This window comes from uncultured Cardiobacterium sp., assembly GCF_938028825.1.
Lineage (GTDB): Bacteria > Pseudomonadota > Gammaproteobacteria > Cardiobacteriales > Cardiobacteriaceae > Cardiobacterium.
Genome location: NZ_CALIZP010000076.1, coordinates 19,837 through 44,438 on the forward strand (window position 1 = coordinate 19,837; position 24,602 = coordinate 44,438).

Consider the following 24,602-nt stretch of genomic DNA (forward strand, 5'->3'; position numbering starts at 1 on the left):
ATGCACACCGTCCAGCACCTGCAATTCACCTTCCCGACCATCCCCGAAAAACTCTTCTACACCACAAGCGGCGGCGACCACGCCTGCCAGGTCAAAGAAGACGGCCTGCACCTCACCGCCTACGGCAGACAGGTCTCGCTCAACCTCACCTCCCTGTTCAACAGCTTCCCCGCCGAACACTTCCTCACCAACACCCGCGCGCGGCAAGCCTATCTGCAACTGCGCTTCAGCGGGCGGGCGGACAGCATCAGCGTGCACCGCAAAACCCAGTGGAACGAAGAAACCGTCCACCGGCAGCTCGACCCCGCCGTCGGCGAAATCCTGCTCGGCCCCTTCCCGCTGGAAAAAAACACCAAGCGCTACGCCTTCTCCATCGAAACCCGCGCCGACATCATCCTGCACGCCGGCTGCTGGCGGGTAGATGCCGAACCGCAGGACAAAAGCGTGGACATCTGCATCACCACCTTCAAAAAAGAACACTACGTCACCGCCAACGTCGCCGCCCTGCTTGCCTACCCGCCGCTTGCCGCCATGAACTACCGCATCACCGTGGTCGATAACGGCAGCACCCTTGATGCCGGCGACTTCCCCCGCGCGGACAACTTCACCCTCATCCGCCAGGCCAATCTCGGCGGCACCGGCGGCTTCATGCGCGGCCTGATGGACGCGCGGGAAAAACAGAGCGACTACATCCTCTTCATGGACGACGACATCCTCCTCGCGCCGGAAATGATCTACCGCGCCGTCGCCATCGCGCAAATCGCCAAACCCAAACGCGCCTTCGGCGGGATGATGCTGCACTACACGCGCAAGGACAAAATTCACGAACAGGGCGCCGCCTGCCGTGGAAAATCCGCAACTTCTTCCAGGCCATCAACGACGACGCCATCCTCAAAAAAGCACTGCAACGGCAGCAGACAGCAGAAAAAACGGCGCAGGCGGCAGCGGCAGACGGACGGGAAGAAGCATCCGCCGCCCGGACAAACGACCTCTACGCCCCGCTGTACAGCGAAGGGTATCCCGATTTCAGCGGCTGGTGGTTCTACATGGCGGAAACCCGCGAGACTCCCATCCTGCCCAACTACTTCTTCAAATGGGACGACATCTGCTCCTCGCTCTACCTGCGCCAACGCGGCACCGCCATCAGCGTCTTCCCGACCATCTTCTTCTGGCACGAAGACTTCAGCATCAAGCGCCACCTGATGATGACCGACTACCTCAGCATGCGCAACGAAGTCCTCGCCTTCGCCTTCCTCAACATCCCGGCCGGACAGATGAACATCGCCTTCCGCCGCACCTTCGCCATGATTGTGCGCGACATCCTGATGTACGACTACCGCCGCGCGGAAATCCGCCTCAAAGCACTGCACGACGCGCTCGACTACCGCCGCATCCTCGCGCCGCAATTCGTTGCCGACGGCCACGGTGACTACCCGGTCAAACTGGCGCGGGAATACATGCCGCCCCTGACCGGCATCGACAACAACATCGACACCTACTACGAACAAGAAAAAGCGCGCTACCCGCGCGGCACCTTCGCCAAACGCGCGCTGCGCATGATGCATGATGCTCGCCTCCATCCGCCTCATCATCCCGTGGAAAAAACGGGCGCTGAGCAACGGCAAAATCCCGCTGCTCTCCATGGACAACGGCAACTTCCCCATCATCTACCCCTACCGGCAATACTTCCTCTACAACCCGGACGGCAGCACCGGCTACTACTGCACCTACTCCGGGGCAAAGACCCTGGAACTGCTGTGGCAGACCTGGAAAATCGTGCGCCGCGTGCGCGCCGCCTACCCGCAGATCGCCGCCTACATGCAGGAACACCCCTTTGACGAAGCCTACTGGCAGCGCATCTTCCACCCTCACCCCCGGCAAAACGGAGAAAAAACATGATCCTCGTCACCGGCGGCGCCGGCTACATCGGCTCGCACACCGTCCTCACCCTCCTGCAACACGGCCACGACGTCCTCGTCCTCGACAACCTCTGCAACAGCTCGGCGGAAGCCATCCGCCGCGTCAACCGCCTCACCGGCAAAAACGCGCGCCTCATCGAAGGCGACATCCGCGACCGCGCCCTGCTCGACCAGCTCCTCGGCGAACACCCCGTCCGCGCCGTCATCCACTTCGCCGGCCTGAAAGCTGTTGGCGAAAGCGTGCAAAAACCGCTCGCCTACTACGACAACAACGTCGGCGGCAGCATTACCCTCATCGAAGCCATGCAGGCGGCGGGCGTAAAAAACCTCGTCTTCAGCTCCTCGGCGACCGTTTATGGCGAGCAGGGCGGCGCGCGCGAATACACCGAAACCATGCCGCTTGGCGTGCCGAGCAGCCCCTACGGCAAAACCAAAGTCATGATTGAAACCATCCTCGGCGACACCGCCCACGCCGACCCGGAATGGACCATCGCCCTCCTGCGCTACTTCAACCCCGTCGGCGCGCACGCAAGCGGCGACATCGGCGAAGACCCGCAAGGCATCCCGAACAACCTCGTGCCCTACATCTCGCAAGTCGCCGTCGGCCGCCTCGAACGCCTCGCCGTCTATGGCGACGACTACGACACCCCGGACGGCACCTGCCTGCGCGACTACATCCACGTCATGGATCTTGCCGCCGGCCACGTCAAGGCGCTGGAACACATTGCGGACAAAACCGGCGTGTACACCTGGAACCTCGGCAGCGGCACAGGCAGCTCGGTGCTGGACGTCGTCCGTGCCTACGAAAAAGCCTGCGGCAAAGCCATTCCCTACACCATCGTGCCGCGCCGCGCCGGCGACTTGCCCGCCTTCTGGGCCAATCCGGAAAAAGCCGCACGCGAACTCGGTTGGCGCACCGAACGCAGCCTGGATGACATGATGGCCGACACCTGGCGCTGGCAGGCGAAAAACCCGCAGGGCTACCGCTGAACCGCTGCCTGACGGGCGCAGGGCGGGTTTTTAGCACGCCGGCAGATGCGGCCTGCTTTGTGTGTTCCGGGCAGGCGCGCTGCCAAGCGGGGAAACGGTGCGTTTTTTGCTGTTGAGACGTTGGGGCAACGTCTCGAATAGCAAAAAGCCGGCATTGACACCGCTTGACGCGTCCCGTGTTTTGTCGTCTCCGCAGGGGAAGGGTGAAAAAACCGCCGCTCTTTCCCGTCTGCCGTCGGGCGGGGAAAGTTCCGCCCGCCAGCACGTCCGCACAATTCAAGGTAAAATGCGCCCGCTTTCTACCCCCTTGTTTTCTCCATTTTTATTCCCCATTTTTTCAATCCTGGCAAACGATTAAGAGGATCCGGAACATGAAATACCTATGGCTTGGCATCACCACCGCACTTTTTCTGGGCGGATGCAGCGTGTACGGCGACGGGCAGGCGCCGGTTGTGAACCGCAACACCCAATACGGACAGCAGCCTGCCTTCGGCGGGCAGACGCCGCCTGCCGACAGCGGTTTTGGTTTCAACAATCAGGGCGGCGGTTTCAACAATATGGCTATCGGCGGGCAGCGGCCGCAGATGCCGCCCGTCAATCAGCAGCAGACGCGGCCGCCGGTAAATCCGCAGCTCGCACAGCAGCCCGCCGTGCCGCCGCAGCCCGCCGGGCAGACGCAGGTGCAGGCAGCCAGCCCGTACCAGCCCGCCGCGCCGACCATCAAGGCGGCGAATACTAATAATCCGGCCACGCCGAAGACGCCGCAGGAACCGGGCGTGGTGGCGGTGCGCGAGGCGGTGAAGGAAGCGCCGCGCACGGGGGCCAATCCGCCTGCCGCGCAGCCGCCTGCCGACAACAAGCGGCAGGCGTTGCGTCCGGGCAGCAGTGATGTGAACGTCGGCGCGCCCAGCACCCCGGCGGTTGCCGATAACAAGGCCGTCGCCAGCGCCCAGCCTGCCGCGCGGGCGGAGGGCGAGACGGCGGTGTCCGCGCTGTTGAAGAAGGCTTCCGGCGCGCTCGGCAAGGGGGATCTGGACGGTGCCGCCGCCTATCTGGAAAACGCGCAGCGGCTCGACCCGAAGAACAGCAAGATTCTCTACGACATCGCCAACATCCGTTATCACCAGGGCCGCTACAAGGAAGCGGAAAGCATGGCCAGCCGCGCCGTGCAGTCCGGCGGCAACAGCCAGATGCTGAAGAAATCGTGGTCGCTGATTTCCAATTCGCGCAACAAGCTGGGCGACAGTCAGGGCGCGGTACAGGCCGCCACCAAAGCCGCTTCTTATTGATTTGCGCGAGATTTCCGCCCTGTTCGCGGCAGGCGGCGCCCTGAGCGGCGCCGTCAGCGGTTATCAGCCGCGTCAGGGGCAACAGGAACTGGCCGAAGCCGTCGCCGACAATTTGTCGCGCGACGGCATTTTATTGGCCGAAGCGGGTACCGGTACGGGCAAGACATTTGCCTATTTGCTGCCGCTTTTGGCCTCTGGCCGCAAGGGGCTGGTCTCCACCGCCACGCGCAACTTGCAGGAGCAGATTTACGGCAAGGATTTGCCGCTGGTGCGCAAGGTGCTGGGCAGCGCAGCCCGCGTTGCGCTGCTGAAAGGGCGGCGCAATTACCTCTGCCACCACCACTACCACCAGTATCTTGATGATGACTGCACGACGGCGGCGGACAGGCGGCAGCGCCGCGCCATCGAGCATTTTTTCGACACCACTGCCGACGGCGATCTCGCCGGATTGAAAGAAGTGGCGGAAGACGCGCCGGTGCTGGCGCGCATCACCTCGACGATTGAAAACTGCCTCGGCCGCGACTGCGCCTTTTACGAAGAATGCTTTTTGCAGAAGGCGCGGCAAAAGGCAAAAGAAGCGGATGTGGTCGTCATCAACCACCACCTGCTGCTCGCCGATTTCGCCCTGAAAAGCGAGGGTTTTGCGGAAATCCTGCCGGACATTCAGGCATTTGTGATTGACGAGGCGCACCACCTGCCGCAGACCGCCATCCATTTCCTGGGCGACCGCTTCTCGGCGCGGCAACTGCTCGGTTTTATCAGCGACGGCGAACACGCCGCCCTGCTGGAAGCGCCGGATACACCGGCACTGCGCGAAACCCTGCGTGATTTGAAGCTGCAAAACAGCAAAATCCAGCTCACCGTGCGCCAACCGGCGGAAACGCGGCTGGACGAGGCGCAACTCGCCGCCATCCCAGATTTCTGGGCGGAACTGCGCCACCTCGCCGCTCTGCTCGCCCTGTTTCAGACGCAACTCAACGCGCAAAAAATGCGCGGCAAACTGCTCGCCCACCTCTGCGGCCGCTGTCAGGACTTGCAAAAACTGGTCGCCGCCTTCCTCGCGCAGGCACCCGCTGCGGAGGGGGAAGATGCCGCCGGGCGGGATGAAAACGCCGCGCCGCTGGCGGGGGAGGGCGGGGCGGAGAGCGCTGCGCAAGGAGACGAAGACCCCGCCGGGCGGGACAGCGCCGCGCCGCAAAGCGAACCCACCCCCCGTGCCGTCTGGCTCGACGCCGGCCCGCGTCATTACACCCTCTGCTCGGTGCCGGTCAACGCCGCCGGGCGCTTCGCCCACTGGATTGCGAACAGCAACGCCGGTTGGACGTTTCTCTCGGCGACGCTGGCGGTGAACGGCAGCTTCGACCATTTCGCGCGCGAACTCGGCCTGCGCGACTACCGCTCGCTGCTGCTCGCCAGCCCCTTCGATTTCCGCCATCAGGCGCTCCTCTATCACCCCGAGGGCCTGCCCGACCCGAACCAGCCGCAGTACAACGAAGCGCTGATTCAGGCCGTCCTGCCCGTGCTGGCGCGCAGCAAAGGCCGCGCCTTCCTGCTCTTCACCAGCTACCGCGCCATGCACGACGCCGAACGCGCCCTCAAAGACAGCGGTTATCACCTGCTGGTACAGGGGCGGGCGGGGAAAAACGCGCTGCTCGCCGATTTCCGCCGCCACGACAACGCCGTACTGCTCGCCACATCGAGTTTCTGGGAAGGCGTGGACGTGCGCGGCGACCGCCTCGTCTGCGTCGTCATCGACAAACTGCCCTTTGCCGCGCCGAACGACCCCGTCACCCGCGCCCGCCACCGCCTGCTCGCCGACAAAGGGTTGTCGCCCTTCATCCACGACACCCTGCCGCAGGCCATCATTACCCTGAAACAGGGCGTCGGCCGCCTCATCCGCGACCGGGGCGACTACGGCGTGCTCGTCCTCGCCGACCCGCGCCTGACCCGGAAAAACTACGGCGCGGCCTTCCTCAACAGCCTGCCGCCCATGAGCAAAACGCGTAAAATAGAAGCCATTGACCGCTTCTTCGCCTATCACGAAAACAACAACGGAAACCCCGCATGAACCTGCCGACCAGACACAGCACCCTGCTCGCCATCGACACCTCCGGCACCGCCTGCTCCGTCGCCCTGCAACACGGCGGCGAAACCAGCCAGTCCTACGAAATCGAAGCACAACAGCACACCCGCGAACTGCTGCCGCTCATCGACAAACTGCTGCAAAAAAACGGCCTCGAAAAAACCGCCATCCAGGGCATCATTTTGAGCGCCGGGCCCGGCGCTTTCACCGGCCTGCGCATCGGCGCGGCCGTCGCCACCGGCCTCGCCACCGCCTGGGATGTGCCGCTCCTGCCCGTCTCCTCGCTGGCGCTGCTCGCCGCCACCATCCGCCGCCACAGCGGCGCGGAAAAAATCCTCGCGGTGATGGACGCGCGCATGGGTGAAGTCTATGCGGGGCTGTACGAAAACGGCGTCTGCACCGGTGCCGACCGCGTCTGCCCGCCGCAGGACATCCCCGCCGACTGGTTCGACGGCGCGCTGGTCGCCGGTGCAGGCACCATTTACGCCGCGCACTTTCCCGCCGGTGCCAACATCGCCGAAGACAACTACCTCCCCGAAGCCGTTGACGCCTTCACCCTCCTTGACAGCGCCGACTGGCAGCCGCCGCAACAAGGCGTCGAACTGCACTACCTGCGCAACGACGTCGTCCAGCCGCAGCCATGACCGCCGCCCCCTTCATCGCGGATTACACCGGCCGCCTCACCGTCCGCATCGGCGACATCAACTACGGCGGCCATCTCGGCCACGACCGCCTCATCACCCTGCTGCACCAGGCGCGGCTTGACCTGCTGCACGCCCTCGGCGCGACGGAAACCGACTGTTTCGGCGCGGGACTCATCATGCGCAAACTCGCCTGCGACTATCGCGGTGAAGCCTTCCTGGACGATGTGCTCGACATTGCCATGCGTGTGGACGCGTTGCGCCCCACTGCCTTCACCCTGCAATACCGCGTGAGCTGCGGTGCGCGCGTCATCGCCGGGGCCGAGAGCGAAATGGTCGCCTACGACTACGCCCGCCACAAAATCATCGCCCTGCCGCCCGCCTTTACCGACGCGCTGCACCGCCGCCGGGAGCACCACCATGACCAATAACAACAGCGTCTCCCTCATCCGCAAAGCCATCATCCTGCTGACTGTCCTCATCGTCCTGGTCGTCTTCCTCATCATCTTCCAGTTCACCGACATCGCCTTCCGCGTCTGGGACCGCATCCAGCACACCCCGCCCGCCTTCATCGCCATCTACCTCACCATCGTCGCCCTCATCGCCGCCATCGGCCTCGGCCTCATCTGGAAAATCTGGACCGTCGGCCGCAAGCGGCGCGGGCAGGGCACCGCCGCCGCCGAAAAAAAACGCCACACCCTGGAAGACCTGCAAGCACGCGCCGCCGCCGCCCGCGCCCAGGGCATCGACGTCTCCGCCATCGAAGCCGAACTTGCCGCCATCGAAGCCGAGCCGCAAGAACTCGAACTCGCCTTCTTCGGCAAAATCAGCACCGGCAAAAGCTCGCTCATCCAGACCCTCTTGCCGAACGCCGCCATCGACACCTCCATCATCGGCGGCTCCACCACCGCCATCGAACGCTACCACTACGAAAACAACCGGGGCCTCAGCCTGACCCTGCTCGATATGCCCGGCACCCACCAGGCGGGCGCGGACGGCACCCTCGACCGCGAAGTCATGACCGCCGCGCGCCGCGTGCACATCGTCGCCTACGTCATCGACCAGGATCTCACCGAAAGCGACATCATCTCCATCCTGCGCCTGCATGCCTTCGACAAACCCATGCTCGTCGTCCTCAACAAAACCAACCTCTACACCGCCGACGAACTCGCCGCCCTCAAAACCCGCATCAAAAGCCGCCTGCCCGATGGCGTCCACTACATCGCCTGCGCCAGCGCCTACCGCGAAAAAATCCGCCGCATCGCCGCCGACGGCAGCGCCACCTGGGAAGAAGAATACAAAGGCGGCGACATCGCGCCGCTGCTGCAAGCCCTCGCGCAAATGACCGCCGCGCGCGGCACCCTCACCGCGCGCAACCGCGAAGCGCTCCTCAGCCTCGCTAACGAAAACCTCAACCACCGCCTCGCCTACTACCGCCGCGAACGCGGCGAAGCCCTCGTCAAAAACTACGCGCGCAAAGCCATGCTCGGCGGCGTCGCCGCCGTCGGCCCCGGCACCGACATCCTCATCCAGGGCTACCTCGGCATGGATATGTTGAAACACCTCACCCGCCTCTACGACATCCCCGCGCGCGATATCGACCTGCAAACCCTCGTCGAAGCGGCGAGCAGCAAAGTCAAAACCCAGCTCACCCTCATCCTCGCGCTCGCCGGCAACGTCTGCAAAGCCTTCCCCGGCATCGGCACCGTCATCGGCGGTGCCTCGCACGCCGTCGCCTACGGCCTCATCTTTGAAAGCCTCGGCCGCGCCACCCTGCAAGCACTCGAAAGCGGCAGCGGCAACATCGACACCCGGCACATCATCCAGAAATTCGAGGAACAACTGCACAATGATTTGGAAACGCGGGCGCAAAACCTCGTCCGACTCGCCACCGGCCGCGACAAACAAAGCTGATCGCCACCTCGAAAAAGCCCGCGACAGCCTCACCGCCCTGCTCGCAGACGACCGCCTGCCCGAAGAAGCGCGCGCCCGCCTCGGCGAAGACTACCGCCAGCTGCAACGCCTGCTCGACAAGCTCGAAAAAGGCCATGTCCACGTCGCCGCCTACGGCCGCGTCAGTGTCGGCAAATCCGCCCTGCTGAACGCGCTGGCCGGGCGCGACATCTTCGCCACCAGCGTCCTGCACGGCAAAACCCGGCACAGCGAACAAACCCTCTGGCAAGAATACGACAGCGGCGGCGTGTACCTCATCGACACCCCCGGCATCGACGAAATCGACGGCCGGGAGCGCGCCAGACTCGCCGCCCACGTCGCCCGCCAGGCCGATGCCGTCCTCTTCGTCGTTGATAGCGACATGACCCGCGCCGAATACGAAGCTCTGCTGCAACTGCACGAAAAAACCCAGCCGCTCATCCTCGTCCACAACAAAGCTGACCGCCTGAGCGACGCCGACCGCGCCACCCTGCACAAACACCTCATCCGCCGCACCGCCGGCATCATCCCGGCCGAGCGCATCGTCTCCGCCAGCGCCCGCCCCGAAGCCTACCGGCAAATCAGCGTGGACGCCGCCGGGCGCGAAACCGAGACCACCATCCGCTCCGAACCCGACATCGCCGCATTAAAAAGCGTCCTCTGGCAACTCCTCGAAGCCGACGGCAAAAGCTACGCCGCGCTGAACGCCAGCGTCTTCGCCGGAAAACTCTCCGAACGCGTTGGCCGCGAAATCGTCGCCGCGCGCAAACACCTCGCCGACCACATCATCCGCCAATACGCCCTCATCAAAGCCGTCGGCGTTGCAGTAAACCCCATTCCTGCCGTGGACCTGCTCGCCCTCGCCGCGGACGCCAGCATGGTCGTGCACCTCTCGCGCACCTACGGCATCGACATCACCCGCCACCAGGCGGGCGAACTCGTGCGCGCCATCGCCGTACAAACCGGCGTGCTGATGGGCGCGGTGTACGGTGTGCAGGCACTCTCCTCCCTGCTCAAAGGCCTCACCGCCGGTTTATCCACCATCCTCACCGCCGGCGCGCAAGGCGCAGTGGCCTACTACGGCAGCTACGTCATCGGCAAAGCAGCCGAACGCTACTTCGCACAAGGGGCGAGCTGGGGCGAAGCGGGCGCCAAACCCATCATCGAAGAAATCATGCGCGACCTCGACAAAGACCGCCTGATGCAGGAAGCCAAGCAGAGCATCGCCCAATACCTGGGCAAAAAAACAGAAGAAGAGTAGGGCAGGGCGGAGAAGCCGGTATTTACGCCGCTTGACGGCTGCCGACGCAGAGTGGGCGGATTGCGATAAACAAAAAAACCGTCAAGCGGCACAAACCACGAACTTTTCCGCTTGCACTGGGCATCCTTCCACCCGCTTGTGGGGGAAGGTGTCGCGTAGCGACGGAGGGGGGAACGCGCAGCGACAAAACTCCGCCAAGCGGCACAACTACGGGCTTTCCTGCTCGCACCAAAAGCCCCTCGCCCTATGGGAGCGGGGTTTGGGAGAGGGTTTAGACAAACCGCGTAGCGACAAAAATATTCCACAAAACCAGCAACCACGCCGCTTGGCGCCATCTCACAAGCTTTTTAACACCCTGCCCGGCACACCGCCGACCACGGTGTTGGGCGGCACGTCTTTGCTGACCACCGCGCCGGCGGCGACGATGCTGTTTTCGCCTACGGTCACGCCGGGCAGGATGGTGGCACCTGCGCCTATCCACACGTTCTTTTGGATGACCACAGGTTTCAGGATGAGGCCGCGCCGTGCTTGCGGGTCGCCTGGGTGGTTGACGCTGATAATGTTCGCGCGCGGACCAATGAGGACGTTATCTTCGAGAGTGATGCCGCCGAGGTCAGTCAGCATCACTGCCGCATTGATGAAAACGCCGCGCCCGATGCGGATATGCCTGCCGAAGTCGCAGTAGAGCGGCAGGTTGACGTGTAAATCGGCGGGGATGTCGCGGCAAGTGATGTCGGCGAGCAGCGCGCGGATGTGTTCCTGTGTGCGGAACGCACCGGAGAGTTCGGCGATTTTCGGCGTGTTTTCGGCGACGATGGTGTGGATTTCGGCAAAGAGCGGACTGTCGGCGGGGATGATGGTGTTCAAGGGGTAGGGATGCATGGTGATGTCCGGTTTAGATAGCGTTCCGTATGGCTGCCGATGCGGGTCAAATGCAGGGTGTGCTCCCGCTTGGCATAGCTCAGTAGCAGGTCGGGTTTTATGTGACATTCCCGATAGTTGCGCAGGTCGCCGGTAAGCGTGCTTGCGGTATTTCCCGGCGAGTGGCCGGTTCCGGTTGAGACAATAAAGCACGTCCCCCATGCTTTGCCGACCATTGGCAAGGGAAAGTCTTCTCCCTCACCGCGAGAGCCGGATTTGCACGTTACCGCTGCCCAGCGCGTTCTTCAGCCCTTGCGGGTCGGTGATTTTGCCGAGGCGGGTGTAGTGATAGGGCGTTTTGAAACTTTCGTAGAAGATGACGATGCTGTCGCCCTGCCAGAGCAGGATGTCGCCCGCTTCGATGTGGCCGATGGCTTCGTCGGCGGCAGGCAGCGCCTGCGGCAGCGGGCCGACTTTTTCGTTGCGGTTGTAGTCGTGCAAGGCGAGGGTGAGCGGCAGTTGTTGCTGCAAGGCGGCCGCCGCCGACGTGTCGGCGAGGGTGGCGGTGTAGGTGTGGCCGTTGAGGGTGATATTCATGGTATTGCCAAAGGTAGTGCCAATGCTGAAAGCGGCGGCGAACAGCAGGGTTTTCATGGGTTTCTCCGGTGATGCGGGCGATGCTGTGGTCGGGATGGTCATGCTTGATAATCATGGTTGCTGAAGACCGCCCAAGCGGGCGGCTTTTCTGCTTATTTCAGGAGCTTCTTGAAGAACTCCTCAAACTTGTCAAAGGGGATTTTACCTGCCGTGTTGTCATACAAATCGGTGTGGCTCGCGCCTTCGACGATAAACAGCTCTTTATCCTCACTGCCCAGCGACTTAAACGCGTCCTCGCTGAAATAGCGCGAATGCGCATTTTCGCCGTGCACCAGCAGCGCGGGCGTTTTCAGCTCGGCGGCGCGTTGCAGGATGGGCATGTTGATGAAAGCTAGCGGCACGGTATTTGCCCACGAACCTTGCGGGTTGGAGTTGACCGCGCGCGGGTGGAAGCCGCGTTTGCTGCGATAGAACTCAGCGTATTCGGCGATGAATTTTGGCGTATCGGCGGTGATGTCTTTTTCCGGGTCGAGGTTGTTGGCAGGCGCCAGAGTAGCGTAGCCGTTTTGCGCGCCTTCCCAGCGGTTGTTATTGAGCTGCTCTTTCAACTTGTCGCGCGCGGCAGCGTCCATTTGTGGTTGAGCGCGGTCATAGCCGCCCTGGGCGTTCTGCTTCATGTTGATTTCGTAGCCGTTGGCCATCACGCGGGTCATGTCGTACATCGTGCTGGTGGCGACGGCCTTAATGCGCGTGTCGGATACCGCCGCATTCAGTGCCATGCCGCCCCAGCCGCAGATGCCGAGAATGCCGATTTCATCGCGATTCACGAAATTTTGCAGACCTAGATAGTCCACAGCAGCGCTGAAATCTTCCGTATTGATGTCGGGTGAGGCCATGTTGCGCGGCTCACCGCCGGATTCGCCGAGGTAGGACGGATCAAACGCCAGGGTAACGAAGCCGCGTTCCGCCATCGCTTGCGCGTACAGTCCACTGGACTGTTCTTTTACTGCGCCAAAAGCACCAGCGACGGCAATGGCGGGCAGCTTCGCGCCGTCCTTGATGTCCTTCGGTACATAGAGATCACCGGCTAGGGTGATGCCGTAGCGGTTTTTGAACAACACCTTGTGGTGCTCGACTTTGTCGGATTGCGGGAAAATCTTGTCCCATTCCTGGCTGAGTTGCATGGTTTGCGTACCTTTCATTGGGGTGAGGGAAACCTCCGCCTGCGCAGCAAGGCTGAGCGCAAGGGCGGCGGCGAGGGTGGATTTCATCAAAATTTTGGTCAAGGCATGATTCCTGCGTTGTTGAATTGACGAAGCGCAGTATGGCGGGGCAATAGTGCGCAAACAATGAATGTTTTGCGAATACAAAATTCCTGAAACAAGAACAAATCGCCCGTTTACACTTTTTCCAAGGAAAAAGTGCGCGGAGACAACATTTTTTCCTTGGAAAAAATGCGCAGAGCCTACAATAGAGAGCAAAACCCACATACGGACTCCCTCATGCACCGCAACATCATCCAAGCCCTGCATCAATGGAAAAATAAAGCCAAGCGCAAACCCCTCATCATCCGGGGTGCGCGACAAGTCGGCAAAACCTGGGCAATGCGGCACTTCGGCGCTGAAGCCTTTGCCCAAACCGCCTACATCAACTTCGATCACAACCCGCGTATGCAAGCCCTGTTTGCGGGCGACTACGACATTGGCCGCCTGCTGCTCGGTCTGAAAATCGAAAGCGGCGTGGACATCCAGGCAGAAAACACCCTGCTTATCTTCGATGAAATCCAGGAAGTACCGTCGGCGCTATCCTGCCTCAAATACTTTCACGAAAATGCCCCGCAATACCCCATCATCGCCGCTGGCTCACTGCTAGGCGTCTCGCTACACCAACAATCCTCTTTCCCCGTCGGCAAAGTCGAATTCCTGCCGCTCTACCCCATGGACTACCGCGAATTCCTCATCGCCCTGGGACAAAAAGACCTCGCACAACTCCTCGACAGCCGGGACTGGCCGCTCATCACCGCGATGAAAAGCCGCTACATCGAACTGCTGCGCCAATACCACTACATCGGCGGCATGCCCGAAGTCGTGCAAACCTACCTCGACACACAAAACCTCGACGAAGTCCGGCAAATACAGCGCGACCTGCTGCTTGCCTACGAACAGGATTTCTCCAAACACATTCCCGACAGCCAGACCGTGCAGCGTGTGCGCGCCATATGGCAGGCCATCCCGCACCAGCTCGCCAAAGAAAACAAAAAATTCATCTACGCCCAAATGCAAAAAGGCGCGCGTAGCAAAGACTACGAAACCGCCCTGCAATGGTTGAAAGACAGCGGACTGGTGCACATCGTGCCGCGCATCAAAAAACCGCACCTGCCGCTTGCCGCCTATCAGGATAACGCCTTCAAACTCTACAGCCTCGACATCGGCTTGCTTGCCGCCCAAAATCAACTGGACGCTGCTACCCTGCTCGAAGGCAACCGCATCTTTACCGAATACAAGGGCGCCCTCGCCGAACAATACGTCCTGCAACAACTCATCGCCACGCAAGACCAGCCTGTTTACTACTGGGCAACCGAAAAAGGCACGGCAGAAGTCGATTTCGTGCTACAACGCGGACAAAGCGTTATCCCGATAGAAGTCAAAGCGGAAGAAAACCTGAAAGCCAAAAGCCTGAAAACCTACGTTGAACAATACCAGCCCCAACAAGCTATACGCTATTCCATGGCGGACTATCGCGAACAGGACTGGATGGAGAATGTGCCGTTGTATGGAGCAAATATTTAATAACATTAACTTAAAATTAGGAGAAAACATGTCTACTAGACTTAATAAAATGCAACAAGATATTTTGCCATTATTGGAGAGTATAGAAGTAAATATAAAAGAAATAAATATTAAAAATCTATCTCTTGAATATAGAGATGAAGTTGCACATTTAAAGAAGGTCTTTGCGTATTTGTCTGATATGGTGAAATCAGTCGATCCAGATTTTGTTCCAATGAATTCTCTGAGTGAAGCAGAATTATTATTAAATGAAATATCTAAATTATTAGATAATTATAAAAGTTCAAGTAGTTATGAATGCATACAAAATATTAATAAGGAGTATTTAGATAAATTACTTACAAGTCTAATGCCTTTTATTTTTTATAAAGGAAGAGCTGCTTCTGCATTAAGTAGCGCGTTAAATCAATATGCAGAAGCAGTTTCAGAACATGCTAAATCTTACTTAGATAAAATTAAAGAACTATCTCAAGATGCACAAAATGTACTTAATAAAATAAGGGGGATACTTAGTGCTTTATCTAAGCAACAAGAGAAGTTCTCTGAGTATAATGAAAAATTATTTGACGATGATGGAATGGAAAGTAAGATTTCAGATCTTATTGATGATTTTGAGAAAAAAAGTGAGCAGATTAACAACCTTTATAAGAAGGTTTTTGATCCTGAAAATGGAATAAAGATGAAGATTGATAAATATCTCTTAGATGGAAAGACTCAAAATAAAGAATTACATTCTTTAAAAGATGACTCTCAAGAATTATTAGATGAATTAGAAGATTTCCATGCAGAGATTTTCGGAAAAGAAAATCAAGATGGGAATCTAGAAGGCGGTTTAAAAGATGAAATATCTACAAGGAAAGAAGAATTAGATAATTTTAAAATAAAACAACAACAACGTTACCAAGAATTAAATAAGCAGATTGAAAGCCTTTTGCCAGGAGCGACATCAGCAGGGCTATCTAGTGCATATAATATAATGTATAACAAGTTTAATGGTGAAGTAAAAATGTATGGATGGTTATTCTACTTATCTCTTGTATTACTTCTTTGTGCTGTTTTTGGCGTAAATTTTATTCCTAATATTGCGGCTCAACATGTGGTGCTAGATAGTTCTATAATGGCTAGAATAGTTACAACGTTAGATAGAATAATTTATAAACTTCCTTTTGTGTTGCCAGCGCTTTGGTTAGCATTTTATATTTCAAGACGGCGCAATGAATCTCAACGATTAGCACAGGAATACGCTCATAAAGAAGCTTTAGCAAAATCATATGATAGTTATAAACAGCAAATAGAAAAATTATCAGGAGAAGAGAGTGATAGACTCTTGCTAGTGTTAATGGAGAATACATTAAACGCTATAGCATTTAATCCAGCTAAAATTCTTGATGGAAATAGTAAAGAACCTTCACCAATAGAAGAGATTGCTAAAAATAAAGATTTATGGGAGTTTATAAAAAATTTTACGCCAACAAAAAAGGACTAAATTTAGGTTTTATATTAGAAAACAATTTTCTATATAAATTTTTATCTAGAAGCGGTACGTAATTTTCAATCCAACCTATGGACAAACTCAACGCCCTCAAATATTTCTGCACCGCTGCCGATACTCTGCAATTCCGCGAGACGGCGCAGCGTTTGTCCGTGTCGCCGCAGGTGGTGACGCGCGTCATCGCCGAGCTGGAAGATTATCTTGGCGAGACGCTGTTCGTGCGCAACACCCGCAACGTGCAGCTCACCGATTTCGGCGCGCGTTTCCTGCCCAAAGCGCAGCGGCTCCTCGCCGACAGCGAGCGGCTTTTCACCGCCGCGCGTACTCGCACCCCAGCGGATGAAATGCGCGGCACGGTGCGCATCACCCTACCGCTGCTGCCGGAAAACGACGCTATCATCGCCGCGCTCTTCGCGCGCTGCGCCGAATACCCTGATTTGCAGCCGGATTGGCGGGTGAACGCCGCCCGCTTGAACAACGTGGAAAACCAGATCGACATTGGCTTGCGCATCGGCAGCGAACCGGAGCCGTGGATGGTTGTGCGCCACCTCGGCTACACCTGCGAACTGCTGGTGGCCGCGCCGTCGCTGGTGGAAAAATTGGGCACGCCCGCCGATCTCGACGATCTCCTCGCCCGCTATCCCACCGGCAGCCAGATCAATATCAACACCGGCCGCTCTTGGGGTTGGCCGATCAGTAACACGGTGCAGGTCATGCCGAAAAATCCACGCTTCGTGTGCGATGACGCTTACAGCGAACTGGCGGCGGTGCTGGCGGGGGCTATCTGTGCCCTTATTGGCGATAGTTATTGCCGGCCACACCTCGCCGCCGGGCGGCTGGTGGAACTCCTGCCCGAGCTGGAACGTTACCGCTGGCCGGTCTTTCTCTACCGTCCGCAACGCAGCATCACCAGCCCGCGCGTCCTCGTCGTCTTTGACTGGCTGACGGAAATCATCGACGGCTTTTACGGCGGAGCCGGGCCGACAAAAAACCTGCGCGGTTGAGCTGCCTGATGGAAGGGCTGTTGACACTCAACATCGCGGCAGCTTTTCAGCCAAGATTCGGCGGCTGCATTAAAAATATTCGCAAAGTGCCCAATCTTGCTGCGCTTTTTGCCTTGCATCTGCCGTTTTTGCCGCAAAAATCCGCTGCGCCAGTCGAATATCAACAGATCCTGGATAAACGCAGCCGCGAAGCGGGGAATCACGCGTTTTTTGTTTTTGAGACCTTGCAGGCAACGTTTCTACGAAATCCGGTATTTACGCCGTTTGGCAGGTGTCAGAAGTAAAAAGCAACGCGTATCGCACTGCTTTTTTAATAAATCCGGATCTTCTTCCTGATAAGGATAAATGCGCTGTATATTGGGTAAATCAGACAAGTCGGCACAATGAACATTCCGCATAAGTTACTGATCCCTTCCAGCCATATATTCAATTTCCCAAGCGGATGCGAAACGGATCGCATAATGGATTCTACCGATGCAAAGTCATCAGGTTTTTGGGATTCCAGATAATAGTCAAATAAAGGCTCTGTATATATCCGGATAATTGGCATCGCTATGATTATTGCTAAGATGATTCTGGCCGCCGATGAAAGTCTGACCAGGCTTTTGGCGAGCGGGATATACAGCAATATTCCCGCTGCCAGAAAGCAGGTCAGGGTCGGAATGCCCCAGTATTCCAAGGGTTCCGGCAGGCGCCCGCTTACAAGGCAAAACGCATGATAGCCAAAGAGGTGATAGAAGAGAGCCGCGTAGTAGAGGGCGATGACGATCACACCCGTCTCTCTTTCATCGCCGCCACGAAGCGGGCAAAGAGGTTTTCCGCATCATGCGGGCCGGGGCTCGCTTCGGGGTGGCCCTGGAAGGCGAAGACGGGGCGGTCGGTGAAGGCCAGCCCTTGCAGTGAGCCGTCGAACAATGAGCGGTGCGTGGGGCGGACGTTGGCGGGCAGTGTGGTTTCGTCCACCGCGAAGCCGTGATTCTGCGAGGTGATCATCACTTGCCCGCTGTCGAGGTCTTGCACGGGGTGGTTGGCGCCGTGGTGGCCGAATTTCATTTTCACGGTTTGGCCGCCGCAGGCGAGGCCGAGCAGTTGGTGGCCGAGGCAGATGCCGAAGATGGGGATGTCGCGCGCGATAAAGTCGCGGATGGTGGCGATGGCGGCGGTCATCGGTTCGGGGTCGCCGGGGCCGTTGGAGAGGAAGATGCCGTCCGGCAGCAGCGCCATGGCCGCATCTGCCGTGGTGTCGGCGGGGACGAGGGTAACGCGGCAGCCGCTCGCGACGAGGAGGCGCAGGATGTTGGCCTTGATGCCGTAGTCGTAGGCGACGACGTGGTATTGCCCGTCGGCGTGTTCCGGGTAGCGGTCGCCGGCCGCGTCCCAGATGCTTTGTCGCCACGGCTGCGCCTCTTTGATGCCGATGCCGCTGGCGAGGTCTTGCCCGCTCATGGACGGATGGGCGCGGGCGGCGGCGATAGCGGCGGTTTCATCAATCTCGCCCGCCATCAGGCAGGCGTTTTGTGTACCGTGGGTACGCAGGCGGCGGGTGATTTCGCGGGTGTCGATGTCGCTGATGCCGATGATGTTGTGCGTGCGCAGATAGTCGCCGAGCGAGCCGTCGGCGCGCCAGGAGCTGTAAGTATCGGGGGCGTCGCGCACGACGAGGCCGGCGGCTTGCAGCGCGGGGGATTCGACATCCAGCGCGTTGACGCCGGTGTTGCCGATGTGCGGGTAGGTGAGGGTGACGATTTGTCCGGCGTAGGACGGGTCGGTGAGGATTTCCTGGTAGCCGGTCATGGCGGTGTTGAAGACGAGTTCGCCGCAGCGGCTGCCCGTGGCACCGATGGCGCGGCCGCGAAACACACTGCCGTCGGCGAGGGCGAGGATGGCGTTGGTCTGCATGATGAAGCCTCTGTTTAGCGCAAAAACGCGCGCATTATACTGCCATGACATTTGCGGGCGACGCTGCTATCCTTGCCGCTCCATTCGTTTCCCGGTCTGCCGCATCATGTTCCGCTACCTCCCGCTTGCCGCCCTTTTCCTGACCATCACCACCTTCGCGCAGAACACGCCCGCAGCGGCCGCTCCCCCGAAAAACGGCAACGCGATTGATCTTACCCTCACCTCCCTCGACAGCGGCAAACCGGATGACGACATTCCCTTTGAGGCGCTGAAAACCTTTGTTGACGTTTTCGATACCGTGAAAAGCAACTACATCGAAACCATCAGCAACGAAGCGCTGATGGAAAAAGCCATTCGCGGCATGCTCGTCCGCCTCGACCCGCACTCCGTTTATATGAACGACAAGGAATACCAGGACTTCGAGCAGCAGAGCGACGGCCAGTACGCCGGCATCGGCGTCGTCCTCGACATCAAGGCAGGCTCGATGCGCGTCGTCTCCGCCATCGAAGGCTCGCCGGCAGCGCGCGCGGGCATCCAGAGCGGTGACATCATCGCCCAGGTGAACGGGCAGAACGTCGCCGACCTCACCCTGAACGAAACCGCCAAACTGTTGAACGGCGAAGCGGGCACCGAAGTCAAAATCATCGTGCAGCGCGGCGACAGCATCGTCGAATACAGCCTGCTGCGCGAAATCATCGCCACCAGCAGCGTCAGTTCGCGGATGCTGAACGACGAATACGCCTACTTGCGTATCAGCCAGTTCCAGGACGACACTACCGAAGCGCTGGAAAAAGAAGTCGCTGCGCTGCGCGTCAAACACACCCTGCGCGGCGCGATTATCGACCTGCGCAACAACCCCGGCGGCTACCTCGACAGCGCCGTGGCAACCGCCGACCTCTTCCTTAACAGCGGCCCCATCCTCTACGTGCGCGGCCGCGACCCCGACCAGGAAGAACAATACCTCGCCAGCGACGGCGACATCCTCGCCGGCCTCCCCATCGTCGTGCTGGTGGACGAAGGCTCGGCATCAGGCTCGGAAATCGTCGCCGGCGCCCTGCAAGACCAGCGCCGCGCCGTCATCGTCGGCCAGCCGACCTTCGGCAAAGGCAGCGTGCAGACCGTCATCCCGCTCTACCACGGCGGCGCGGTCAAACTCACCACCGCGCACTACTACACCCCGTCCGGCAACTCCATCCAGGCCAAAGGCATCACCCCGCAAGTCATCCTTACCCCGCTGCGCGTGCAGCAGGCGGAAGGCGAAAGCATCAGCGAGCGGGAAAGCTCGCTGCCCTATCACCTCGTCAACCCCGCCGGACAGGCCGCCGCACAGACCGCGCAAAACCCCGACCTCGCCACACAGGACTTCGCCCTCTACGAAGCGCTGAACGTGCTGAAAACCATGGCCATCCTGCAAGCAACCATCGCCCCGGAAACGCAACTGCCGGCGAACGGCGCGCCGGGCGGCGAACAAAAGGCGGACACGACGGCGGCAGGGGACAAACCCGCAGAAAAGACGGAAAACGGAACCGCCGATAAGGCAAATGCCCCGAAAATCCCGGCGGGCTTCGGCCGCTAGACGGGAAACGACGCGCGCCGCTTCCTGCGCCGGGGTTTCGCCGGAAGCTTTGAGGTCATCAGCGGTAAGCCGGATATGGAAATGTCGGGGTTGATGGCACCATCGTCAAAGTTCACCGCCCGGCCGGAACCCACCTGGTGGCTGGCCGGGGTGCGAGGTGGTGCCATTGGTTCGTGGCGGGCGTGTCCGTTCAGGCGTCTGCCGTCGTCGTCTCCGGCGGCAGCGGGCGCAGGTGCAGGCTGATAAGCTGGCGGCGGTTGGCCTTGCTCACGATCGCCTGCCAGCCGCCGAGGTCGGCGCTTTCGCCGATGTCCGGCATTTTGCCGAGGATGTGTTGGATGTAGCCGCCGATGGTGTCGGCGTCTTCGTCGGAGAGGTCGGTGCCGAAGGTCTCGTTAAAGGTGTCGATGGGCGTCAGCGCCTGCACCTGATAGCTGCCGTCGCTGTTGGCGATGATGGGCGCGGCGGCGATTTCGTCGTGTTCGTCGTCGATTTCGCCAACGATTTCTTCGATGACGTCTTCGATGGTGACGAGGCCGGAGAGGTTGCCGTATTCGTCGATGACGAGCGCCATGTGGTTGCGGTTGGTTTTGAAGTCGCGCAGCATCGCGTCCAGCGGTTTGCTTTCGGGGACGATGGTTGCCGGGCGCAGCATTTCCGGGATGGTCGCCGGCAGCGGGCGGCCGAAGGCGCAGGGCAGGAGGTCTTTGGAGAGGAGGATGCCGCGTATTTGTTCGTGGGTTTCGTCCACCACCGGGTAGCGCGAGTGGCCGGATTCGGTGATGACGGCGAAGATGTGTTCCAGCGTCCAGTGTTCTTCGATGAGGATGATTTGTCCGCGCGGCACCATGATGTCGCGCACGCGGGTGTCGTCGATGCTGAGCAGGCGTTCAATCATCTGCGCGCTGTCTTCGCCGATTTGCTGCTGCGCGCGCGCCTGTTGCAGGAGGTCGCGGATGGCGTCGGCGATGTTTTCGGGGGCTTCGCTGTTGTTCCAGAGGGCGGTCAGGCGGCTGAGCAGGGATTGGTTCTTGGGTTCCTGGTGGTCTTCGTTCATGGCGGGGCGGGTCGTTTGCGATGGCGGTTATTGTAGTCAAATATCCGGCAAGCCGTAATGTTCAGGCGGTTTGCCGTTTTTTCGGGTAATACCTGCGTACTGCCGCCGTCGTCGGCGCGGGGTCGGGTTCTGCCATCTGCCGCATTTCCGGGTTGAGGTCGAGTTTGGCAAAGAGGGCGGCGTCGCGGTCTTCCGCCGGGTTCGGCGTGGTCAGCAGTTTGCAGCCGTAGAAGATGCTGTTCGCGCCCGCCATGAAGCACAGCGCCTGCATTTGTTCGTTCATGCTTTCCCTTCCTGCGGAGAGGCGCACGGCGCTTGCGGGCATCATGATGCGGGCGACGGCGATGACGCGGATGAAGTCGAAGGGTTCGAGGTCGTCCGCCTGCGCCAGCGGTGTGCCCTTGACGCGCACGAGCTGGTTGATGGGCACGCTTTCCGGCGGCGGGTCGAGGTTGGCGAGCTCAACCAGCATACTGAGGCGGTCGTCGTCTGCTTCGCCCATGCCGAGGATGCCGCCGGAGCAGATTTTCATGCCGGCGTTGCGCACGTGTTGCAGGGTGTGCAGGCGGTCGTCGTAGTTGCGGGTGGTGATGATTTCGCCGTAGTAGCGGCGGCTGGTGTCGAGGTTGTGGTTGTAGTAGTCGAGCCCGGCGTCGGCGAGCGTCTGCGCTTTGGTTTCATCGAGCATGCCGAGGGTCATGCAGGTTTCGAGCCCCAGCGCCTTGACGCGGCGCACAACTTCGACGAGGTACGGCATGTCTTTGTCTTTCGGGTCGCGCCACGCCGCGCCCATGCAGAAGCGGGTCGCGCCCTGCGCCCGGGCGCGTTCGGCGGCGCTGACGATGTCGTCGATTTTCAGCAGGGTTTCGCGGGCGACGCCGGTGTGGTAGCGCGCGCTTTGCGGGCAGTATTTGCAGTCTTCGGGGCAGGCACCGGTCTTGATGGAGAGCAGGGTGCTGATCTGGATGTGCTGCGGGTCGTGATGGGCGCGGTGCACGGTTTGCGCCTGATAGAGCAGTTCCATGAAGGGCAGTTGGTAGAGGGCTTGCGCGCGGGCGAGGGTCCAGCGGGGCATGGTTTTGACCTGTGGGGATGGGGCGCTAAGTGTACAATGCGACTTCCCTGTTTTTCAGGGGTTCCCACCACTTTCAGCGAGGATTTTTATGGACTCTATCAAGACCCGCGCCGCCGTTGCCTGGGCGCCGAAACAGCCGTTGGTTATCGAAGAACTGGATTTGATGCCGCCGCAGAAGGGCGAAGTGCTGGTGCGCATTGTCGCCAGCGGCGTCTGCCACACCGACGCCTACACCCTGGACGGGCTGGACGCGGAAGGCGTCTTCCCCTGCGTCCTCGGTCACGAGGGCGCGGGCATCGTCGTCGCGGTCGGCGAAGGCGTGAGCAGCGTCAAGCCCGGTGACCACGTCATCCCGCTTTACACCGCCGAATGCGGCGAATGCGAGATGTGCAAGTCGGGCAAGACCAACCTCTGCTCGGCGGTGCGCGCCACCCAGGGCAAAGGCCTGATGCCCGACGGCACGGTGCGCTTCTTCAAGGACGATCAGCCGATTTACCACTACATGGGCTGCTCGACCTTCTCCGAATACACCGTGGTCGCCGAAGTCAGCCTCGCCAAAATCCAGCCGGAAGCGGATTTGCACGAAGTCTGCCTGCTCGGCTGCGGGGTGACGACCGGCATGGGCGCAGTCATCAAGACGGCGAAAGTGCAGGCGGGCGACAGCGTCGCCATCTTCGGCCTCGGCGGTATCGGCCTTGCCGCCGTTATCGGTGCGCGCATGGTCGGTGCGGGGCGCATCATCGGCATCGACACGAATCCGGACAAATTCGCGATGGCGCGCAAACTCGGCGCGACCGACTGCATCAACCCGCGCGACTACGACAAACCCATCCAGGACGTCATCATCGAACTGACCGGCGGCGGCGTGGACTACTCCTTCGAGTGCATCGGCAACGTGGACGTGATGCGTTCTGCGCTCGAATGCTGCCACAAAGGCTGGGGTGAATCCGTCATCATCGGCGTCGCCCCGGCGGGCGCGGAAATCCGCACCCGGCCGTTCCAGCTCGTTACCGGCCGTGTCTGGCGCGGTTCGGCCTTCGGCGGCGTCAAAGGGCGCAGCGAACTGCCCGGCATCGTCCAGCAATACCTCGACGGCAAATTCGCCCTCAGCGACTTCATCACCACCACCATGCCGCTCGACGACATCAACCGCGCCTTCGACCTGATGCACGAAGGCAAAGCCATTCGCAGCGTCATCCACTACTGAGGCCGCCATGCACACCCTGAGCGAACACAAATGCTTCGGCGGCCTGCAACTGCGCGTCCGCCACCCCTCCGCCGCCAACCACTGCGAGATGACCTACTCGCTCTACCTGCCGCCGCAAGCGCTGGCGGGCGGGCGCGTGCCGCTGCTCTACTGGCTCTCCGGCCTCACCTGCACCGACGAAAACTTCACCCAGAAAGCCGGGGCGCAGCGCTACGCCGCCCAATACGGCCTCGCCCTCGTCATGCCCGACACCTCGCCGCGTGGCGGGGACGTCCCCGACGACCCTGCCTACGACCTCGGCCAGGGCGCGGGCTTCTACCTCAACGCCACGCAAACCCCGTGGGCGCAGCACTACCACATGTACGACTACATCACGGCAGAACTGCCCGCCCACCTCGCCGCGCACTACCCGCTCGATGGCCGTGCGGGTATCGCCGGACACAGCATGGGCGGGCACGGCGCGCTGCAAATCGCCCTGAAAAACCCCGCGCGCTACGCCGCCGTATCCGCCTTCGCGCCCATCGTCAACCCGGGCGACACCCCGTGGGGACAAAAAGCCTTCGCCGCCTACCTCGGCGATAACAAGAGCGCCTGGCGCGATTGGGACAGCACCGCGCTGCTCGCCACCGCCCGCGCGCAACACCTGCCCATCCGCATTGACGCGGGCGATGCCGACGAATTCCGCCCGCGCGAAATCCGCTGCGAAACCTTCGTGGACGCCGCCCGGCAAGCGGGCTACCGCGTGGATTACCACCTGCACCCCGGCTACGACCACAGTTACTACACCATCGCCAGCTACATCGGCGCGCATATCGTCTTCCACGCTGAAGCACTGGGGCTGGAAAAGCCGTAAGACGAACCGCCGCTGGGCGGCACCCACAACCGCCGCCGCCCGGCGGGATAAATACCGGCTTCTCAGCCAACACGACA

22 protein-coding genes and 1 pseudogene are annotated in these 24,602 nt (G+C 60.2%); 15 read left to right on the top strand and 8 right to left on the bottom strand.

The window, feature by feature from the left end; all coding sequences use genetic code 11:
• The 8 genes from Q0562_RS11450 (at position 1) to Q0562_RS11485 (ending at position 10,115) form a co-directional block, all read left to right on the top strand.
• The gene (locus tag Q0562_RS11450) at positions 1–1,203 is read left to right on the top strand and encodes a glycosyltransferase (protein WP_298644495.1); all 1,203 of its coding nucleotides are present in this window, start codon (positions 1–3) and stop codon (positions 1,201–1,203) included.
• Positions 1,204–1,895: 692 nt separating this feature from the next.
• A complete protein-coding gene (gene galE, locus Q0562_RS11455; RefSeq protein ID WP_298644497.1) occupies positions 1,896–2,909 on the top strand; it encodes a UDP-glucose 4-epimerase GalE in 1,014 nt (337 codons plus the stop codon).
• A gap of 371 nt (positions 2,910–3,280) precedes the next feature.
• The gene (locus Q0562_RS11460; RefSeq protein ID WP_298644499.1) at positions 3,281–4,198 is read left to right on the top strand and encodes a tetratricopeptide repeat protein; all 918 of its coding nucleotides are present in this window, start codon (positions 3,281–3,283) and stop codon (positions 4,196–4,198) included.
• Between the two features lies 1 nt (position 4,199).
• Entirely contained in the window at positions 4,200–6,266 is a 2,067-nt protein-coding gene (locus Q0562_RS11465) for an ATP-dependent DNA helicase (RefSeq protein ID WP_298644501.1), read from the top strand.
• Positions 6,263–6,925 (top strand): tRNA (adenosine(37)-N6)-threonylcarbamoyltransferase complex dimerization subunit type 1 TsaB, encoded by a 663-nt coding sequence (tsaB, locus tag Q0562_RS11470; RefSeq protein WP_298644503.1) that lies wholly within the window; start codon positions 6,263–6,265, stop codon positions 6,923–6,925. Before Q0562_RS11465 ends, tsaB begins: the two co-directional genes overlap by 4 nt.
• Positions 6,922–7,353 (top strand): thioesterase family protein, encoded by a 432-nt coding sequence (locus Q0562_RS11475; protein WP_298644505.1) that lies wholly within the window; start codon positions 6,922–6,924, stop codon positions 7,351–7,353. Before tsaB ends, Q0562_RS11475 begins: the two co-directional genes overlap by 4 nt.
• Positions 7,343–8,836 (top strand): GTPase, encoded by a 1,494-nt coding sequence (locus Q0562_RS11480; protein WP_298644507.1) that lies wholly within the window; start codon positions 7,343–7,345, stop codon positions 8,834–8,836. Before Q0562_RS11475 ends, Q0562_RS11480 begins: the two co-directional genes overlap by 11 nt.
• Positions 8,772–10,115, top strand: coding sequence for a GTP-binding protein (locus tag Q0562_RS11485; RefSeq protein WP_298644509.1), 1,344 nt, complete (start codon positions 8,772–8,774; stop codon positions 10,113–10,115). Before Q0562_RS11480 ends, Q0562_RS11485 begins: the two co-directional genes overlap by 65 nt.
• Positions 10,116–10,451: 336 nt before the next feature.
• On the opposite strand, the gene Q0562_RS11490 is transcribed toward Q0562_RS11485, so the two are convergent.
• The 4 genes from Q0562_RS11490 to Q0562_RS11500 all read right to left on the bottom strand — a co-directional run bounded on the left by Q0562_RS11490 (position 10,452) and on the right by Q0562_RS11500 (position 12,859).
• Positions 10,452–10,997: a DapH/DapD/GlmU-related protein gene (locus Q0562_RS11490; RefSeq protein ID WP_298644510.1), complete on the bottom strand. Its 546-nt coding sequence runs from the start codon at positions 10,995–10,997 to the stop codon at positions 10,452–10,454.
• The gene (locus Q0562_RS13820; protein ID WP_366144774.1) at positions 10,979–11,212 is read right to left on the bottom strand and encodes a type II toxin-antitoxin system mRNA interferase toxin, RelE/StbE family; all 234 of its coding nucleotides are present in this window, start codon (positions 11,210–11,212) and stop codon (positions 10,979–10,981) included. Before Q0562_RS13820 ends, Q0562_RS11490 begins: the two co-directional genes overlap by 19 nt.
• Before the next feature lie 22 nt (positions 11,213–11,234).
• Entirely contained in the window at positions 11,235–11,630 is a 396-nt protein-coding gene (locus Q0562_RS11495) for a cyclophilin-like fold protein (protein WP_298644512.1), read from the bottom strand.
• 95 nt (positions 11,631–11,725) lie between these two features.
• Positions 11,726–12,859: an alpha/beta hydrolase gene (locus Q0562_RS11500; protein ID WP_298644514.1), complete on the bottom strand. Its 1,134-nt coding sequence runs from the start codon at positions 12,857–12,859 to the stop codon at positions 11,726–11,728.
• 216 nt (positions 12,860–13,075) lie between these two features.
• Between Q0562_RS11500 and Q0562_RS11505 the strand changes: the two genes are divergently transcribed.
• From Q0562_RS11505 to Q0562_RS11520, 4 genes are all read left to right on the top strand, one after another.
• The gene (locus Q0562_RS11505; protein ID WP_298644516.1) at positions 13,076–14,362 is read left to right on the top strand and encodes an ATP-binding protein; all 1,287 of its coding nucleotides are present in this window, start codon (positions 13,076–13,078) and stop codon (positions 14,360–14,362) included.
• Between the two features lie 28 nt (positions 14,363–14,390).
• Positions 14,391–15,848, top strand: coding sequence for a hypothetical protein (locus Q0562_RS11510; protein WP_298644518.1), 1,458 nt, complete (start codon positions 14,391–14,393; stop codon positions 15,846–15,848).
• Between the two features lie 77 nt (positions 15,849–15,925).
• The gene (locus Q0562_RS11515; protein ID WP_298644519.1) at positions 15,926–16,858 is read left to right on the top strand and encodes a LysR family transcriptional regulator; all 933 of its coding nucleotides are present in this window, start codon (positions 15,926–15,928) and stop codon (positions 16,856–16,858) included.
• A gap of 20 nt (positions 16,859–16,878) precedes the next feature.
• The gene (locus tag Q0562_RS11520; RefSeq protein ID WP_298644520.1) at positions 16,879–17,142 is read left to right on the top strand and encodes a hypothetical protein; all 264 of its coding nucleotides are present in this window, start codon (positions 16,879–16,881) and stop codon (positions 17,140–17,142) included.
• Between the two features lie 26 nt (positions 17,143–17,168).
• On the opposite strand, the gene Q0562_RS11525 is transcribed toward Q0562_RS11520, so the two are convergent.
• Together Q0562_RS11525 and carA are read right to left on the bottom strand one after the other, a co-directional pair.
• On the bottom strand, positions 17,169–17,630 hold the full coding sequence (locus Q0562_RS11525; protein ID WP_298644522.1) for a hypothetical protein: 462 nt from the start codon (positions 17,628–17,630) through the stop codon (positions 17,169–17,171).
• A complete protein-coding gene (carA, locus tag Q0562_RS11530; protein ID WP_298644525.1) occupies positions 17,627–18,757 on the bottom strand; it encodes a glutamine-hydrolyzing carbamoyl-phosphate synthase small subunit in 1,131 nt (376 codons plus the stop codon). Before carA ends, Q0562_RS11525 begins: the two co-directional genes overlap by 4 nt.
• 106 nt (positions 18,758–18,863) lie before the next feature.
• On the opposite strand from carA, the gene Q0562_RS11535 reads away from it, so the two are divergent.
• Positions 18,864–20,333, top strand: coding sequence for a S41 family peptidase (locus Q0562_RS11535; protein ID WP_298644527.1), 1,470 nt, complete (start codon positions 18,864–18,866; stop codon positions 20,331–20,333).
• 190 nt (positions 20,334–20,523) lie between these two features.
• On the opposite strand, the gene Q0562_RS11540 is transcribed toward Q0562_RS11535, so the two are convergent.
• Together Q0562_RS11540 and bioB are read right to left on the bottom strand one after the other, a co-directional pair.
• Positions 20,524–21,390 (bottom strand): transporter associated domain-containing protein, encoded by an 867-nt coding sequence (locus tag Q0562_RS11540; RefSeq protein WP_298644529.1) that lies wholly within the window; start codon positions 21,388–21,390, stop codon positions 20,524–20,526.
• A 121-nt stretch (positions 21,391–21,511) separates the two neighbouring features.
• Positions 21,512–22,465, bottom strand: a pseudogene (bioB, locus tag Q0562_RS11545) (biotin synthase BioB); the annotation flags it as partial.
• A gap of 88 nt (positions 22,466–22,553) precedes the next feature.
• Between bioB and Q0562_RS11550 the strand changes: the two are divergent.
• Together Q0562_RS11550 and fghA are read left to right on the top strand one after the other, a co-directional pair.
• Complete coding sequence (locus tag Q0562_RS11550) at positions 22,554–23,672, top strand: S-(hydroxymethyl)glutathione dehydrogenase/class III alcohol dehydrogenase (protein WP_298644533.1); 1,119 nt, start codon at positions 22,554–22,556, stop codon at positions 23,670–23,672.
• Positions 23,673–23,679: 7 nt separating this feature from the next.
• Positions 23,680–24,525 (top strand): S-formylglutathione hydrolase, encoded by an 846-nt coding sequence (gene fghA, locus Q0562_RS11555; RefSeq protein ID WP_298644535.1) that lies wholly within the window; start codon positions 23,680–23,682, stop codon positions 24,523–24,525.
• Positions 24,526–24,602 lie beyond the last annotated feature (77 nt).